The organism is Xanthomonas sp. D-99 (assembly GCF_017746145.1).
In the GTDB taxonomy this organism is placed as follows: domain Bacteria; phylum Pseudomonadota; class Gammaproteobacteria; order Xanthomonadales; family Xanthomonadaceae; genus Xanthomonas; species Xanthomonas cissicola.
Window position 1 is genome coordinate 46,713 of record NZ_JAGHWU010000045.1, and the last position, 16,149, is coordinate 62,861.

The 16,149-nt window shown below is 63.0% G+C and carries 11 protein-coding genes, 1 tRNA gene and 1 pseudogene; 1 reads left to right on the plus strand and 12 read right to left on the minus strand.

Annotated features, from left to right (window positions below; all coding sequences use genetic code 11):
• Positions 1-2: 2 nt before the first annotated feature.
• A pseudogene (locus J7360_RS15640) lies at positions 3-1,872 on the minus strand (ATP-binding protein).
• A gap of 209 nt (positions 1,873-2,081) precedes the next feature.
• Entirely contained in the window at positions 2,082-3,437 is a 1,356-nt protein-coding gene (locus tag J7360_RS15645) for a helix-turn-helix transcriptional regulator (RefSeq protein ID WP_170913494.1), read from the minus strand.
• 907 nt (positions 3,438-4,344) lie between these two features.
• Here J7360_RS15645 and J7360_RS15650 point away from each other — a divergent pair.
• Positions 4,345-5,136 (plus strand): response regulator transcription factor, encoded by a 792-nt coding sequence (locus J7360_RS15650; RefSeq protein WP_057664317.1) that lies wholly within the window; start codon positions 4,345-4,347, stop codon positions 5,134-5,136.
• A 477-nt stretch (positions 5,137-5,613) separates the two neighbouring features.
• Here the strand turns inward: J7360_RS15650 and J7360_RS15655 are convergent, their stop codons facing one another.
• From J7360_RS15655 to lspA, 10 genes are all read right to left on the minus strand, one after another.
• Positions 5,614-6,000 carry a DUF805 domain-containing protein gene (locus J7360_RS15655; RefSeq protein ID WP_003484288.1) on the minus strand — a complete coding sequence of 129 codons (387 nt, stop codon included), beginning with the start codon at positions 5,998-6,000 and terminating at the stop codon, positions 5,614-5,616.
• A gap of 415 nt (positions 6,001-6,415) precedes the next feature.
• Complete coding sequence (radA, locus tag J7360_RS15660) at positions 6,416-7,807, minus strand: DNA repair protein RadA (RefSeq protein ID WP_003484290.1); 1,392 nt, start codon at positions 7,805-7,807, stop codon at positions 6,416-6,418.
• Positions 7,808-8,047: 240 nt separating this feature from the next.
• A complete protein-coding gene (locus J7360_RS15665) occupies positions 8,048-9,928 on the minus strand; it encodes a tetratricopeptide repeat protein (RefSeq protein WP_157825995.1) in 1,881 nt (626 codons plus the stop codon).
• A 158-nt stretch (positions 9,929-10,086) separates the two neighbouring features.
• On the minus strand, positions 10,087-10,422 hold the full coding sequence (cyoD, locus tag J7360_RS15670; protein WP_003484294.1) for a cytochrome o ubiquinol oxidase subunit IV: 336 nt from the start codon (positions 10,420-10,422) through the stop codon (positions 10,087-10,089).
• Positions 10,422-11,054, minus strand: a complete 633-nt coding sequence (gene cyoC, locus J7360_RS15675; protein ID WP_172955790.1) for a cytochrome o ubiquinol oxidase subunit III — start codon at positions 11,052-11,054, stop codon at positions 10,422-10,424. The genes cyoD and cyoC overlap by 1 nt, the downstream gene beginning before the upstream one ends.
• Positions 11,051-13,051, minus strand: a complete 2,001-nt coding sequence (gene cyoB / locus J7360_RS15680) for a cytochrome o ubiquinol oxidase subunit I (protein WP_003484298.1) — start codon at positions 13,049-13,051, stop codon at positions 11,051-11,053. The genes cyoC and cyoB overlap by 4 nt, the downstream gene beginning before the upstream one ends.
• Positions 13,051-13,986, minus strand: a complete 936-nt coding sequence (cyoA, locus tag J7360_RS15685) for a ubiquinol oxidase subunit II (RefSeq protein ID WP_209034218.1) — start codon at positions 13,984-13,986, stop codon at positions 13,051-13,053. Before cyoA ends, cyoB begins: the two co-directional genes overlap by 1 nt.
• A gap of 361 nt (positions 13,987-14,347) precedes the next feature.
• Positions 14,348-14,423: transfer RNA gene (locus J7360_RS15690), tRNA-Thr, on the minus strand.
• Between the two features lie 75 nt (positions 14,424-14,498).
• Positions 14,499-15,449, minus strand: a complete 951-nt coding sequence (gene ispH, locus J7360_RS15695) for a 4-hydroxy-3-methylbut-2-enyl diphosphate reductase (RefSeq protein WP_007967513.1) — start codon at positions 15,447-15,449, stop codon at positions 14,499-14,501.
• A 66-nt stretch (positions 15,450-15,515) separates the two neighbouring features.
• Positions 15,516-16,034 (minus strand): signal peptidase II, encoded by a 519-nt coding sequence (lspA, locus tag J7360_RS15700; RefSeq protein ID WP_089094972.1) that lies wholly within the window; start codon positions 16,032-16,034, stop codon positions 15,516-15,518.
• Between the last annotated feature and the right edge of the window lie 115 nt (positions 16,035-16,149).

Sequence of the window (16,149 nt, forward strand, 5' to 3'; positions counted from 1 at the left end):
GCTCAGCGCGCCAGCAATTGGGTCACGGTCCCGGCGAAATCGCCGAAGGCCTTGTTGAGATCGGAAACGCCCGATTCGGTGCTGCCCGCCTGCGGCTGCGTGCGCCCTTGCGCCGAGACGATCACCTTGAGCGCGCGCAGCAAGCGTGCCGCCACCGCTGCCTGTGGGTTGCCTGCGCGCTGCGCGTCCAGCAAGGCCTGCAGCGCCGGATTATCCAGATTCAGATACAGCCGCTGGGTCTGCCGCGCTTCGATGCGCGCGGTGAACTGCCGCGCCAGGCGCAACGCGGCGGTGGACACGCGCTTGTCGTTCTCGTCCTGCTCCAGGCGGCGTTTGAGCTCGGCCTCGCGGTCGGGCACTACCACCAACGGCAGTTCCTGCGGACTGAAACGCGCAGGCACCAGCGCTTCGCCATCGCCCAAATGCTGTTCCAGCCAGGCAAGTTCGTCGGCCGGCAGCGTATCCAGGTGGAACAGCTGGCGGTTGCCCTGCTCGGTGCCCAGCTCGACCAGACGCACCCCCTTGGCCTGCGCCCAGCGCCGCAGAAACGGCACGACCGCATACCGGTTGCCATAGGCGACCGGCACGCCCATCGCGCGGAACAGCATTTCTTCGAAACCGCTGTCGCTAATCGAGGATCACGTGCACCGCACCGCGCGATGGCAATTGCTGCGCCGGCAGATCGCCTTGCGACGTCGGTACCCGCACGTGTTCCAGCAGTAACTCGAACAGGCGCTCATCGCACAACGCGGCGCCCAGCAGGGCTTCGTTATGCCGCAGCAGGATGCGTCGCCATGCCTCCGGTTGCTGACGCGCCACATCGGCCAGGCCCTGCACCAAGGCCTCGGACAAGGCGTGCTGCACCGCGCTGTAGACCGTATCGCGCTGCAGATCCTCGCGGCTTGCGGTAGGGGTCAACCGATTGGATTCGATCACCCCACCGATGAAGCCCGCCCACGGCGGCAGCAGTTCGCGCGCGTTGTCATCCAGCAACATGCCGCGCAGGAACACCGAGAGATTGCGGTTGTCGCTGGTGCCGTAGGTCGCGCCGTCCTGCACCCACAGCAGGCCGACCGCATCGCTGCCCTCTTCCGCACGTACCGGCATGCAGCACAACGGCTCGAAATTGCGCTCGAAGCGCGCGGCGAACTCGCGTTGACGGCGCCAGGCCTGCACCGGATGCAGCGGTGCGGCGTCCTGTACGCGCCATGGCGGCGGCTCGGGATTGATCGGCTGCGTCGCAGCGCCGATCCAGATCGGCTCGCGCAACAGCGCGCAATAGCGCGACAGAATCTCGCGCAGCCGTCCTTCCTGAGCCAACGACAGATAATCGCTGTGCAATTCCAGCACCACCTCGGTGCCCACCTGCGCACGCGCAGGAATCGGGCTGACCGTGTACTGCTCGGCGTTGCTGGAGATGTAGCAATGGCCCAGCGTGGGGGACTGGTAGGAGGTGGTGCGCACGGTCACCCGCCGCGCCAGCACGAAGGCAGACAAGAAGCCCAGCCCGAACATGCCGATCAGGCCGCTGTCCTCGTGGCCGCCCTGGCGCAGCCCGCGCGTATATCCCACGCCCACGGTAGCCAGGTAGTCGTGGATCTCCTGCTGGGTCAGCCCGGCACCGGTATCGACGATGCGCACGATGCCCTGCGCGGCATCGGCATGCACCTCGATGCGCGATTCGCCGTGCCAATCGGGTTGTTCCAGACGACGACGCAGGATGGAATCGTGCGCGTTCTGCACCAGCTCGCGCAGCGCCACCAACGGGGTGGAATATAGGTGCTTGCTGAGGACCGCCATCAGTCCATTGAGATCGACGCCTGCCCGGCGGATCTGCGAGGCGTCGGTCGCCCCGGGAGTGGGATCTTGCATGATCGGTCGTCGTTTCCTTGGCGACGACGCCCATCCTCGGACGCGTCCCCCTGGGTGCCAGTGCCAGCCGGAAAGGATAGCCGGAACCCACATTGCACGCACGTCTCAGTTTGGCCCCTGCCCTCCTTTGCGCACAGCGACGCGCACTGCACCGCGTCGGGTTGACCCGCCACGGATCGGTAGCGCTACCAATCCGTGGGTTGTGGAAATTACCGCTGCAAGGTCTCCATCGGCGCTTCATTGAAGTGCTGGCGATAGCCCTTGGCCAAGGCGGAACGACTACCGACGCCCCAACGACTGGCAGCCTGCAACACACTGCCGCAGCCGCCTTCGGCCAGCAGTTCGTCGCGGATGCTTTGCATCCGGTAACGGCGCAGCACCTGCGTCGGCGATAGCCCGGTAGCCGACTTGAAGGCTTGCTGCAGCGCGCGCCCGGTGACTCCGATCTGTGCGGCCACTTCGTTGATCGACAGATCCGAGCGATGCGCATTGGTGATCATGTAGCTGTAGGCGCGTCGATACTTGGCCGGCAACCGGGCGGAGATATCGTCGCTGACGTGGGCCGGGGTCCCGCTTTCCAGCAAGCGCGGCGCTTGCACTTCGCTGCGCAGGCACTGCACCGCGTCCAGCGCGTAGCGGTTGTAGAGCAACAACGCTTGTTCGGTGCGCCCCATCGCCTGGCTGATCTTGGCCTGGCAGTACTCGAACTCCAGATTCCAGCGCGGCGCATGATGCCGACCGGCGCCGGCCAGCGCACGCTCGGCAAGATCGGCACGGCCCACCGCCAATGCCGCCAGCGCCAGCTCCACCTGTGCGTCCTGACGCGCGCACGGCGGGCAGCCGGTGGCCGCGGCCGGCAATGCGTCGATCTGCGCGTCGAAGCCGAAAGTGTCGCCGCCGGCAATGCGCAGCAGGCTGCGCACATGCCGCATGCGCTGCGCCAGCACCGGCATGCTCTCTGCCAGATCGGCGATGCAGGCGCGCAGGTCGCTGGGCTCGAAGGCATGCGCGGCATCTTCCTGGCGCAGCGTGGCTTGCCAGAACACATGGTCGCTCATGCGATCGGAGCGACGGATACGCAGCTGCGCAATCATGTCCAGACGCAGCGCGTTGGCGATCCGCAGCCATTCCGACGCCCCGCTCTCCAGGTCGGCCAGCACTTCGCTGGCGCGCTCCAGGGTTTGCAAGGCCAACGTACTCTGGCCCAGATGGAAGTGGGTCAGCGACTTGCCCAGCAGGCTCTCGCCGCACAGGCTGGGCGACGTTTCGCGGTCCATTGCCAACTGCGCAAAGCAATTCAACGCCGCGCTCAGGCGCCGCTGACTCAGCATCAACCAGGCGGTGTTCCTGCACGACAGCAGGCGCAATTGGCGCTGATGCCCGCGCATTGCCTTCAAGGCCTGACGATACGCATCTTCGGCCTCTTCCTGATATTCCAGGATCAGCAACGCATCGCCGCTGGCACCGAACAAACTGACCTCATCATCGGCGCCATCCACAGCGCCCTGTCCGTCGCGTCGCTGTTGGAGATGTTGCAGTCCCTGTGGCCAAGCACCAACCAGCATCCTGCTCGTATACGTAGGAAGACGTTCTGCGTAAGACAACGCAGAGATCGCTGCAAAGTAGGTGGAAAGGATCATGCCGGTCTCTCTCTTTGGGGGGGCGGAGCAAAAGACAACAGGCGCCGAACTCGCTGGCGCTAACGATTGTATGCAGCGGATCCAATAGAATTTCTCTCTGAAAGCCATCGAAAAAATCAAAAAAGCTCACTCTGTCAAACATCCATGTGATGCGTTTTCTCTCGGCCCAAGGCGCAGTTGCGCACCGTCGACGTTGCCGTACGCCAGACATTTCGCGCCATCCGGTCGAGTATTGATGTCGCCGGTGTACGCCAATATCCAACGCACAGTCGGACAACGTCTGCGAACGCGCTGCGTCCATGCGCGTGGATGGCTGTCGGCGATGACCAAGGCGATGCCCGGTGACTGTACGGACACGTATGCGCAAGCGCATTTGATAGAGAAAAGCGGACCTGACACGAGGGCAAATCGCTGCAGACCTATTCCAGTCACGCGTGATCACACGACCAATCGCAATAGGTTGGTCTAGACCTCGGCGGACCGATGTCTCCGGTCACGCGTGTCGGTCCATGCCTACCTCGCTACCGCATGACGTGCATATAGCGATTGCATTCGGACCAGACATGCCCGCTATGTAAGAGCTCTGTTACGCCTAAATGAGCGCGAGCTAAAGCCGCTGGCGACAAATCCGAAGACGCGTACGCAAGCGTGAAACTTTTGGTCCCTGCAATGGTACATACCATTCATCCAGCTCCGCTGGACTCTCCCCCGCCAACCGACTGGTCCGACGATGCAGCGATCTTTGAAGATGGATTTTGTCCTGGCATTGGCCGACCGGCACCGGCGTCCGTCCCATGCGTGGCTTGTACGCCGACACGCGAAGGCCGCCTAAATGAACGACCACTCTCCCCCCAACGCCGGATCGGTGTTCCTGTTGACGCAGGATGCGCGCCTGGTCTCGCAGGTCAACGCCAGCCTCGCACCGCTTGCGCGCAATGTCTCGACGTTTTCCGATGAACTGGAGCTTTTGCGTACGCTGCGGCATTCGCCGTGCGAGCTGCTGATCTTCGATGCCAGCTGTGTCGCCGCCGATGACAGTTCACTGCTGGCCTGGCAACGCTGCCATAGCGGCCAGCCCACGTCGTTGATCGTGCTTGGACGTTTCGATTGCGCAGACAACATTCTGGCCTGGTATCGCGCAGGCGCGCAGGAGGTCCTTGCGCTGCCTTTCAATTCGCACGAGTTACACGTGCGCGCGGCGCTGGCGATATCGCCGGTGGCGCATGCCTGCCCCGAGACGCAGCACCTGAGCGTTGGTCCATACAAGTTGATCCGCGATGAAAATACCGTCTATCTGGAAGGCAAGCCGATCGCATTGACCGCACGCGAGTTCTCGATTGCCTGGCTGCTCTTTTCCAGCCCCGGCGTGTGTTTCCGGCGTTGCCAACTGGCCAAGGCCGTGTGGGGCAGCCACACCGAATTCACCGACCGCACCATGGAGCAGCACATCTACAAGTTGCGCAAGAAACTGCAGCTGAGCAGTGACAGCAGCGCCGTGCGCATCAGAACCGTTTATTCGCACGGCTACAAGTTGGAGCTCGCGCTGCACGATACGGAGGCAACGACAATGAGCAAGGCCGTTAGCCCAAGCCTTGGCCCTGCACATCACGCAGCCGCCTGCTGAGCAAGCGCACCGCTGCCGATCTGCGATCTGCATTGCGCACTCTCGCTTGCGTTAAAGCGAAGGGTATTGATGACACGATGGGCGTCGGCACGCTATCAAAGGCAGAACGATCGACACGCGCACCTGGCCCGCAGGCTGCGCCGCAATTCGAGTTCTGCAGGTGCCGGCCATGCGACTGCAGCTGCATCGCTCACTCCACAGTGCAGGGTACATGCTGATCAGCGTTGAGCGATATCGCTGCATCTATGCAGCGATGTGGCAGCGACGAATGAGGCACTGTCTGCTGCCGGGACTGCTGAGCGAAAGACGCCCCAAGCATGTCGCTGTGTCGCCACCTTCCATGTCTGGGGTCCGGATGCGGACGCCCGGTCTGCGGAGCAGTGACGTTCCGCCGCGCAATGGCGCCGTTGGCGCACTCACAAACGGCAACGGCGCAGGGAGACCCCTGCGCCGTTGTCCGCTTTCATAGCGCGCGAGTTACTGCTTGGGATTTTCGCCGTACTGGTTCGGGCCGGGCGTACCTTCGATGCACATGAAGACCAGCAACACGAAAGCGCCAACGTACGGCACCAGGCTGATCAGGTAAAACCAGCCGGACTTGTCCTGGTCGTGCAGGCGGCGCACCGTGACTGCAATACCGGGCACGATCAACGCCAGACAAGCGATCACCATGACCGCACAGATCAGCCAAGCCAGCGCGCCCGGGCCGTTCTCGTTCCCCATCGCCACTGCGGCGACGGCAAACAGGCCGCCAAACACGAACAGCACCAGGAACTGCATCAGCGCGAACATCCAGTATTCCTTGCGACGCGAGCGACCGTTGAAGTCGGCGTAGCGCTTGAGCGGCAGCAACATCCATTCCATCGTGATTCTCCTGAAAACGGCAGTGAGCGGTGTCTGTGATCCGGTGCACAGTGCAACGGGCCGCGCATGTTGCCATAGCCCCACTCTTTCTGAAAACGCTTTCTCGACAACCAAATACAAATCCCGGCGTTTGTCCGACAAACGGTTTGCAGGCGTCCGGTCGCCCGCGGCGCATGCCGTGCCTACCTCACGGAGCACGTCTGAAAGGCGCGCGACGCCTCTGCGCTCAGCGTTGTCTGAGGGTGGCAGCCCCAGCCGCACTGTAGTGACCAAGCCGGGCGACCATCGATGCTCGTCCGGCAGTCGGCCGGAACGATGGCTGCATGCTGCTCCCGAACATGGCCAGGGCGGTGCTTGCGTCGCGTCGGCAGGTCGCTGACCTGGCCTATCGCAACATCCCGTGCGCCGCGCGGCTTCAGTCGGCCGCCGCTTCCAATGCCTGGCTCAAGCGCTCCACCGCAATGATCTCCATGCCCTTGATGCTAGTGGTCTTGGGCGCATTGGCGCGGGGCACGATGGCACGCTTGAAACCATGCGTCGCCGCTTCCTTCAGGCGGTCCTCGCCATTGGGCACCGGGCGGATTTCGCCGGACAGCCCCACTTCGCCAAACGCGATGGTCTTTTCGGACAGCGGCCGGTCGCGCAGCGACGACAGCACTGCCAGCAGCACCGGCAGATCGGCCGCGGTTTCCTGCACGCGGATGCCGCCCACCACATTGACGAACACGTCCTGGTCGCCCACCACGATACCGCCATGGCGATGCAGTACCGCCAGCAACATCGCCAGCCGGTTCTGCTCCAGACCCACCGCAACCCGACGTGGGTTGGACAACGGCGATGCATCCACCAGCGCCTGTACCTCCACCATCAGCGGGCGGGTGCCTTCGCGGGTGACCATCACGCAACTGCCCGGCTGCTGGGTGCTACCGCCGGACAGGAAGATCGCCGACGGATTGGAGACCTCCTTAAGGCCCTTCTCGCCCATGGCGAAGACGCCCAGTTCGTTGACCGCACCGAAGCGGTTCTTGAACGCACGCAGCAGGCGGAACCGGCTGCCGCTCTCGCCTTCGAAATACAGCACCGCATCGACCATGTGCTCGAGCACGCGTGGCCCGGCGATGCCGCCTTCCTTGGTCACATGGCCAACCAGAAACACTGCGGTGCCGGTTTCCTTGGCGTAGCGCACCAGCCGCGCCGCGCTCTCGCGCACCTGGCTCACCGAGCCCGGCGCTGCGGTCAACGACTCGGTCCACAAGGTCTGTACAGAATCGGCCACGATCAGCTTCGGCCGCGCCACGCTGGCGTGCTGCAGGATGTTTTCGATGCCGGTTTCGGCCAGGGCGTTCAGGCCTTCCAGCGGCAGATCCAGGCGCACCGCGCGCCCGGCCACCTGGGCCAGCGATTCCTCGCCGGTCACATACAACACCGGCAACGTGGAGGCCATGCTCGCCAGCGCCTGCAGCAGCAACGTCGACTTGCCGATCCCGGGGTCGCCGCCGATCAGCACCACCGCCCCTTCCACCAGCCCGCCACCCAGCACCCGATCGAACTCGCCGATACCGGTGGAAACGCGCGCCTGCTCGGATTGCTGCACGTCCTTGAGCGCAGTGATCTTGGGTGCCTCGGCCTTGCCGGCCCAGCCGCTACGCCGCGATGCCGCTGGCGATGTCTTGCCGCCCGGAGTGGCGCTTTCGAGCACGATTTCGCTCAGCGTGTTCCAGACACCGCATTCGGTGCACTGCCCCTGCCACTTGGTGTACTCGGCACCGCACTCGCCGCAGACATAGGCCGTTTTCGCCTTCGCCATCGTTCTTGCCCATCGTTGCTGAAGCAGCAGGATAGTGGCTGACGGTCTCAGTGTGCGCGACGCAGGGCTTTGCGGGTCGGGATTCGGGATTCGGGATTCGGGCAAGTCGACGACTTACTGATGTGTAGTGCAAGCCATTGACCAGCTGCGCTCACGCAACAGCGGCATGACCGGTGAAGGCCGGCCATGCCGCTTGGAATCCACCGATCCACGCCGGTCAACGACGTGGGCGTGCGTCACTTAGCGCGCCTTGTACAACTCGCTCAGGCGATCCGGCTTGCCGGCGATGCGTTCCAGATGCGGATACAGCAAACCGCCGTGGTAGTCGATGCGGACGGTTTCGTAGCGGTCGCCACGCTTGACCAGCAGTTCGATCGGCGCAGTGGTGCCCTTGGCCGCCTTGATCGCATCCTTGATCACATCGGCGCTGAAGGCGCGGCCGTTGACGGCCACGAGGGTGTTTCCGTTGATGATGCCGGCATTGAACGCCGGGCTGTCCCACAACACCTCGTTGACTTCACCCGAGCCCTCCAGCGAAAGGCCCAGCGAATAGGTCAGGCTGACGTCGTTCTCGTTGCTCTCGTAGGTCTTGATCGCCAGGTTCGGCTCGTCGTTGTAGACCAGCTTCCAGCCGTTGGCTTCGATGCCGCCGTTCAACGAACCGTGCCCGTCCATGCGCTCGCGCAACAGGCTGGCCCAGTCGTATGCGGCCACACCGTTGAGCGTGCTCACGATGTCGTCGAAGGTGTACGGATTGACGTCCCAATCGCCGTTCTTCATGCCGAAGAACGCCTTGGCGAAATCGTCGATGGAACGCTTGTTGTTGGTGAGCGCGCGCAGCTTGCTATCCACTTCCAGCCACATCATCTGGCCGCCGGAGTAATAGTCCTCGCTCATCTGATAGCTGCGGTACGCCTTCGGACGCCGCATCGACATGGTCGGGTCGTTGGTGGTGTCCTGCACCGTGCGCCAGGCCATGCCGGGGCGGCCGCGCTCGTAGGTTGCCGCGACGCCGGCCAGCATGTCGCGCGCCTGGTCCTGCGTCCACAGGCCCGAACGGGCCGCCACCACTTCGCCCCAGAACTGGGTCTGGCCTTCGTACAGCCACAGCAGGCTGTCGCCCATCGGCACGTTGAAGTTCGGCGTTGCCAGGTCGGCGCCACGGCGGTACTTGCCATTCCAGGAGTGGTTGAACTCGTGCGCCAGCAGGTCGCGCATGATCCAGCTCTTGTCCCACTCGGTGAAGTAATTCGGCGGGCCGCTGTTTTCGCTGGAACGGTGATGCTCCAGGCCTATGCCGCCCAGCTTCTTGGTGAGCGCCAGCAGGAATTGGTAATGGTCGAAGTGACGCGCGCCGTACAGCTTGTCCATCTGCTGTACCAACGCAGCATGGGCCTTGATCTGCTCGGGCTTGGCCTCCAGCGATTTGGCTTCATCGGCAAAGACGTTGAGATAGACCGGCTGCTTGCCGGTGCTCAGTTCCACGCGCTTGTAGTACTTGCCGGCGAACATCGGCGAATCGACCAGGTCATCGAAATCGATCGGCTTGAAGCTCACCGTGTCGCCAACGCGGCGATCGGTTTCCAGTGCCGTGGCATAGCTCCAGCCGGCCGGCAGCGTGACGCTGGCCTGCGCCTTGATGTTGCGCGCGAAATAACCGGCCGGGTACAGCGCCGTGGTGTTCCACTGCAGATTGAGCATTTCCGGGGTCATCATCACCCGGCCCTGGTTGCCGGCCTGCGGCGAGAGGAACTTGAACTCGGCCGTCAGCTCGGTGGCGCCCTGTGGCACATCCACCTTGAACGCATAGACGTCGAACTGGTCGCGCTTCCATGGCACCACCTTGCCATCGACCTTGATCACCAGACCGGCGAGCTTGTCGATCGGTCCGGTCGGCGAATGGTTGCCGGGAATCCACTGCGGGTATAGCAGCGTCATCGGGCCCGGCTTGGCCGGCATGGTGGTCTTGACCTTGAAGATGCGGTGCGCCAGATCGGTGGCATCCACGTCGATCTTCAAGGTGCCGTCGAACGGCACGTCCTGCGGCGGTGCGGTTTGCGCGGCCGCGGGCAGCGACAACGCCGCCAGCAACGACACGGACAACAGGGTGGGCATTTTCATCGCAACTCCGCAGGTGACCTGAAACAGGCAAGTCCACGATGCTAAGCGCCTGCCCGTGCTTCCCCGTATGCCATTGGTCATGCTGCGGGCGAAAAAAAAGCCGCCAATTGCTTGGCGGCTTCTTCTTCAACGGGACGTCGATCCGGCTAGCGGCCGTCTCAATGCATCATGTTGACGTTCATGTTGTGCAGCACCCACAGCGAGCCCACGATCACGATGCCGATGATCAGCAGCGAGAACAGGCCCACCTGCACGTTGGAGCGCTGCTCGGGCGTGCGGTCCATATGCAGGAAGTACACCATGTGCACCAGCATCTGCACCGCGGCCATGACCGAGATCACGACGATGGTGACGCCCTTGGAGAATGCGCCGCTCATCACCATCGCAAATGGGATGACGGTGAGGATCACGGCCATCACAAAGCCGATCAGGTAGGACTTCAGGCCGCCGGCATGTGCGTCGGCAGCGGTATCGGTGTGGTGGTGATTGGCCATTACAGCGCTCCCAGCAGATAGACGACGGTGAACACACCGATCCAGATGATGTCGAGGAAGTGCCAGAACAGGCTCAGGCAGGCCAGACGCGTGCTGTTGCGCGCGGTCAGGCCATTCTTGGAAATCTGGATCACCAGCACTGCCATCCACAGCAGGCCGGAGGCCACGTGCAGGCCGTGCGTGCCCACCAGGGTGAAGAAGGCCGACAGGAACGCGCTGCGACCCGGACCGGCACCTTCATGGATCAGATGGTTGAACTCCCACACTTCCATGCAAAGGAAGCCGATACCCAGCAGTGCGGTCACCGCCAGCCAGCCATAGAGGCCGCCCATCTTGCGCTTGTGCGCGGCAATCATCGCAAAGCCGAAGCTCAGGCTGCTGAACAACAGCAGGAAGGTTTCCACCAGCACAAACTTCAGATCGAACAGCTCCTTGGCAGTCGGCCCGTCCACCGTGGCGCCGGAGAGCACCGCATAGGTGGCGAACAGACCGGCAAACAGCAGGCAGTCGCTCATCAGGTAGACCCAGAACCCGAAGACGGTGTTGCCGCCGCCGTCGTGATGCTCGTGGTCGTGATCGTGGCCGCCCGCGTGGGCGGCGTGGTCAAGCGAGGTCGAAGAAGCCATGGTCATACCACCTTCGCGGCCTGCGCCGCCTGTTGCTGTTCGAGCAGGGCGAAACGTGCGTTTTCGATGCGCTCCACTTCGTCGGCTGGCACCCAGTAATCGATGTCGTCATCGAAGGTGCGTGCGATGAAGCTGCCGATCATGCCCACCAGGCCAATGATGGCCAGCCACCAGATGTGCCAGATCAGACCGAAGCCCAGCAGCACGCTGAAGGCACCGATGTAGACGCCGGCGCCGGTGTTACGCGGCATGTGGATCGCTTCGTACTTGGACGGACGCACCCAGCCCTTGCCGTTCTGCTTGTCGGCCCAGAACTGATCGCGGTCGTCGATGTGCGGCAGCACGGCAAAGTTGTAGAACGGCGGCGGCGAGGAGGTTGCCCATTCCAGCGTACGGCCATCCCACGGGTCGCCCGTGTAGTCCATGTGCTCCTTGCGCTTCCAAACGCTGTAACCGATCTGCACCAGGTTCAGGAAGATGCCCATGCCGATGATCGCAGCACCCACGGCGGCAACGTACAGCCACGGCGCCCACTCAGGGTGGTTGTAGGTGTTCATGCGACGGGTCATGCCCATGAAGCCGAGCACGTACAGCGGCATGAAGGCCACGAAGAAGCCGATGATCCAGCACCAGAACGAGGCCTTGCCGATCTTTTCGTTGAGCTTGAAGCCGAATGCCTTCGGGAACCAGTAGGTCAGGCCCGCCAGGTAACCGAACACCACGCCGCCGATGATCACGTTATGGAAGTGCGCGATCAGGAACAGGCTGTTGTGCAGTACGAAGTCCACCGCCGGAATCGCCAGCATCACGCCGGTCATGCCACCGATGGTGAAGGTGATGATGAAGCCGATCGTCCACAGCACCGGCGAGGTCATGTGCACGCGACCGCGGAACATGGTGAACAGCCAGTTGAAGATCTTCACGCCGGTCGGGATCGAGATGATCATCGTCGTGATGCCGAAGAAGGCATTGACGTTGGCACCCGAGCCCATGGTGAAGAAGTGGTGCAACCACACCACGAACGACAGCACGCCGATGCACGAGGTGGCGTACACCATCGAGGTGTAGCCGAACAGGCGCTTGCGGCTATAGGTCGCGATCAACTCGGAGAAGATGCCGAACGCCGGCAGGATCAGGATGTAGACCTCCGGGTGACCCCAGATCCAGATCAGGTTGACGTACATCATGGCGTTGCCGCCACCGTCGTTGGTGAAGAAGTGCGTGCCCAGGTAACGGTCGGCACCCAGCAGCGCCAGCGCCACGGTCAGGATCGGGAACGCGGCAATGATCAGGATGTTGGTGATCAGCGCGGTCCAGGTGAAGATCGGCATGCGCATCAGGGTCATGCCCGGCGCGCGCATGCGCATGATCGTCACGAAGAAGTTGATGCCGGTCAGCAATGTGCCTAAACCGGACACCTGCAACGCCCAGATGTAGTAATCGACACCGACCCCCGGGCTGTATTCCAGACCCGACAACGGCGGGTACGCCAGCCAACCGGTCTGCGCGAATTCACCCACGCCCAGCGAGATGTTGATCAACGCCGCACCGGCCACGAACAGCCAGAAGCTCAGCGAGTTCAGGAACGGAAACGCCACGTCGCGCGCGCCGATCTGCAGCGGCACGATCAGGTTCAACAGGCCGGTCATGAACGGCATGGCCATGAAGAAGATCATGATCACGCCGTGCGCGGTAAAGATCTGGTCGTAGTGGTGCGGAGGCAGCACGCCTTCGCCACCGCCACCGGCCAGCGCCTGCTGGGTGCGCATCATCGCCGCGTCGGCAAAGCCGCGCAGCAGCATGACCAGCGCCACGATGATGTACATCACGCCGATGCGCTTGTGATCCACCGAGGTGAACCACTCTTTCCAGAGATAGCCCCACAGCTTGTACTTGGTGATGGCGCCCGCGATGAGCAGGCCGAGCAGACCGGCACCACCCAGCGCGACCATGATGATCGGCTCGTGGTACGGAACTGCCTCGATGGTGAGTTTGCCTAGCATCACTTGTCTCCAGAAGTGCACATGGCGACCGGCTCCGTAGCCGATGCCTGATGGTCGCCGTGGCCTTTGCTGTGGCCCGGACCATTCATGTGTTTGTCGACCAGCGAGCGGAACATGCCGTCCTGCACCGACGAGTAGTAGGTGACCGGATACTGTTCCTTGTCGTTGCGATTGGCTGCCAGCACCTGGTACTCGGCAGCGTTCAACGCGGTCGGTGATGCCTTGACCTTGGCCACCCAGGCGTCAAAGCCGGCCTGATCGACGGCATGCGCCTTGAAGCTCATCTTCGAAAAGCCATGACCGCTGTAGTTGGTCGACAGGCCGAAGTATTCGCCCGGCTCGTTGGCCACCAGGTGCAGCTTGGTTTCCATGCCCGCCATGGCGTAGATCATGGTGCCCAGGTGCGGGATGAAGAACGAGTTCATCACCGTGTCGGAGGTGATCTTGAAGTTCAGCGGCGTGTGCACCGGGAACGCGATCTCGTTGACGGTGGCAATGTTCTGGTCGGGATAGATGAACATCCACTTCCAGTCCAGCGATACCGCTTCGATGGTGATCGGCTTGACTTCCGAATCCAGTGGCCGGTACGGGTCCAGCGCGTGCGAGGAGCGCCAGGTCAGCACCGCCAGCACCAGGATAATCACGCACGGGATCGACCACACCACCACTTCGATGGCGGTGGAGTGCGACCAGTCCGGCTCGTAGCGCGCCTTGGTGTTGGAGGCGCGATATTTCCACGCGAACGCAATCGTCATCACGATCACCGGGATGACCACGATCAGCATCAGCACCACCGAGGTGATCAGCAGCTGCTTTTCGTCGTGGCCGATCTGGCCTTTCGGATTGAGGATGGCCGAGTTGCAGCCTGCCAGCAGCAGGAAGGGCAACATCAGACCTGGACGAAGTAAACGCCCGAGCTGTTTCAGCGGAATCATCGGTCGATCCAAGTGCGAAGGAACGCCAGCCTCGTTCGTCGTATCCGTCCTGGGATGTTCCCGACGCAGCCGTCTCCCTAGAGGAGAGGAACTGCGCAGACCGAAGACACGGGTTAGCGCAGTAATTTTAGTCTTTGCTGCACCTGCACGAAACCCATTGGCAATGATCTGACGCAATAAAAGCGCGCCAATTTGTGCGACATGTTGTCGCAGCGCAGCGCGAGGCCAGAATTGCGCCGTTGCGTTCGCAAATGGGGCAGGTTTGCACGCGTGCAATGCATGCGAGAACCACGTGAAACGCGGAGTTTTCGACGCTTCAAAACGCAACTGGGCCGGCATGAGCCGACCCAGTCTTGGAGCGTGGTGCCGGAAATAGGAATCGAACCTACGACCTACGCATTACGAATGCGCCGCTCTACCAACTGAGCTATTCCGGCGAGCCGTGAATTGTAGGAGCGCAGCGCCCCCCGGGTCAATCGCTGCAAGCGCCGCAGCCGGAATGACACGCCGCCCTAGCTGACCAGACGCAAGCGCAGCTCCTTGGGCAGCGCAAACACCATCGATTCCGGCTCGCCTTCAAGTTCGGAGACGCCGGCCGCGCCCAGTTCGCGCAAGCGCTCCAGCACGCCATCGACCAGCACCTGCGGCGCAGAGGCGCCGGCGGTCAGGCCGATATGCTGCTTGCCGACAATCCAGGCCGGGTCGATCTCGCTGGCGTTATCGATCAGGTAGGACTCCACCCCGTCGCGCCGGGCCAGCTCGCTCAACCGGTTGGAATTGGAGCTGTTGGGCGAACCGACCACCAGCACCAGATCGCACTGGCGCGCCAGATCGCGCACCGCGTCCTGGCGGTTCTGGGTGGCGTAGCAGATGTCGTCGTGGCGCGGGCCCTGCATCGCCGGGTAGCGCGCACGCAAGGCCTCGATGATGCCCATGGTGTCGTCCACCGACAGGGTGGTCTGGGTGGTATAGGCAAGGTTATCGGGTTGGCGGACATCGAGCGTGGCGACCTGCTCGATGTCTTCGACCAGATAGATCGTGCCCACCCCGCGCTCGCGGCTCCACTGCCCCATCGTGCCTTCCACTTCCGGGTGCCCGGCATGGCCGATCAGCACAACGTCGCGCCCTGCCCGGCAATGCCGCGCCACCTCGAAATGCACCTTGGTCACCAGTGGGCAGGTGGCGTCGAACACCTTCAGTCCACGCCGCTCGGCTTCCTGACGCACCGCCTGCGAGACGCCGTGCGCGCTGAAGATCACCGTGGCGTCGTCGGGCACCTCGTCGAGTTCTTCGACGAAGATCGCGCCGCGCTGCTTGAGGTCGTCGACCACGAAGCGGTTGTGCACGACCTCGTGCCGCACATAGATCGGCGCGCCCAGCGTCTCGATCGCACGCTTGACGATCTCGATCGCACGGTCGACGCCGGCACAAAAACCACGGGGATTGGCGAGCAGGACATCCATGGCGGGCATTCTACGGGAATGGGGAACGAGGGGTCGGACCGGGCAGCAGTCGCGAGCAGGCAGGCTTCAGCGCAGATTCCCGGTTCCCGCCTGCTGCTTGCCGGATTTGTCGAACAAGCCGAACACGGCAATTCCGATCGCACCGCCCACGATCGCCGAGTCGGCGATATTGAAGGACGGCCAGGTGTGGCTGCCGATGTACCACTGGATGAAATCCACCACGTGACCGTGCATCAGCCGGTCGATCACGTTGCCGATCGCCCCGCCGATCACCAGCGCATATGGCAGCGCGCTGCGCCACTGCCCGCGCGCGGTGCGCGAGAGCCAGAACGCCAGCAGGCCGCTGATGCCCACCGCCAACGCAGTGAAGAACCACAGCTGCCAGCCACCGGCATCGCTCAGAAAGCTGAAGGCCGCGCCGGTGTTATAGGTGCGGTACCAGTTCCAGAAGCCGTCGATCACCGGCACCGGGGTGTACTCGGGCAGGCTGGACAGCACCCAGGCCTTGCTCCACTGATCCAGGCAGACCACCAGCGCAGAGAGCAGCAGCCAGATCAGGGCCGAGGGGTTGGGGCGTTGACTCATGTCGAAAGATCGCAGTTGGTGGCCGCTGCTCCGATGCCGGAGAAGACGCCTGGGTGGGAGGTAGTGACTGGAGTGGCAGAAAACGACAGATGCTGGATTGCAGGCGGACAAGGAT

What these genes read in the sequence shown, in the direction of transcription:
- ispH (WP_007967513.1), bottom strand. Translation starts at nt 15,449, where the DNA reads ATGGATGTCCTGCTCGCCAATCCCCGTGGTTTTTGTGCCGGCGTCGAC.
- radA (WP_003484290.1), bottom strand. Translation starts at nt 7,807, where the DNA reads ATGGCGAAGGCGAAAACGGCCTATGTCTGCGGCGAGTGCGGTGCCGAG.
- J7360_RS15655 (WP_003484288.1), bottom strand. Translation starts at nt 6,000, where the DNA reads ATGGAATGGATGTTGCTGCCGCTCAAGCGCTACGCCGACTTCAACGGT.
- cyoC (WP_172955790.1), bottom strand. Translation starts at nt 11,054, where the DNA reads ATGACCATGGCTTCTTCGACCTCGCTTGACCACGCCGCCCACGCGGGC.
- cyoA (WP_209034218.1), bottom strand. Translation starts at nt 13,986, where the DNA reads ATGATTCCGCTGAAACAGCTCGGGCGTTTACTTCGTCCAGGTCTGATG.
- J7360_RS15665 (WP_157825995.1), bottom strand. Translation starts at nt 9,928, where the DNA reads ATGAAAATGCCCACCCTGTTGTCCGTGTCGTTGCTGGCGGCGTTGTCG.
- cyoB (WP_003484298.1), bottom strand. Translation starts at nt 13,051, where the DNA reads ATGCTAGGCAAACTCACCATCGAGGCAGTTCCGTACCACGAGCCGATC.
- J7360_RS15650 (WP_057664317.1), top strand. Translation starts at nt 4,345, where the DNA reads ATGAACGACCACTCTCCCCCCAACGCCGGATCGGTGTTCCTGTTGACG.
- J7360_RS15645 (WP_170913494.1), bottom strand. Translation starts at nt 3,437, where the DNA reads ATGCTGGTTGGTGCTTGGCCACAGGGACTGCAACATCTCCAACAGCGA.
- cyoD (WP_003484294.1), bottom strand. Translation starts at nt 10,422, where the DNA reads ATGGCCAATCACCACCACACCGATACCGCTGCCGACGCACATGCCGGC.
- lspA (WP_089094972.1), bottom strand. Translation starts at nt 16,034, where the DNA reads ATGAGTCAACGCCCCAACCCCTCGGCCCTGATCTGGCTGCTGCTCTCT.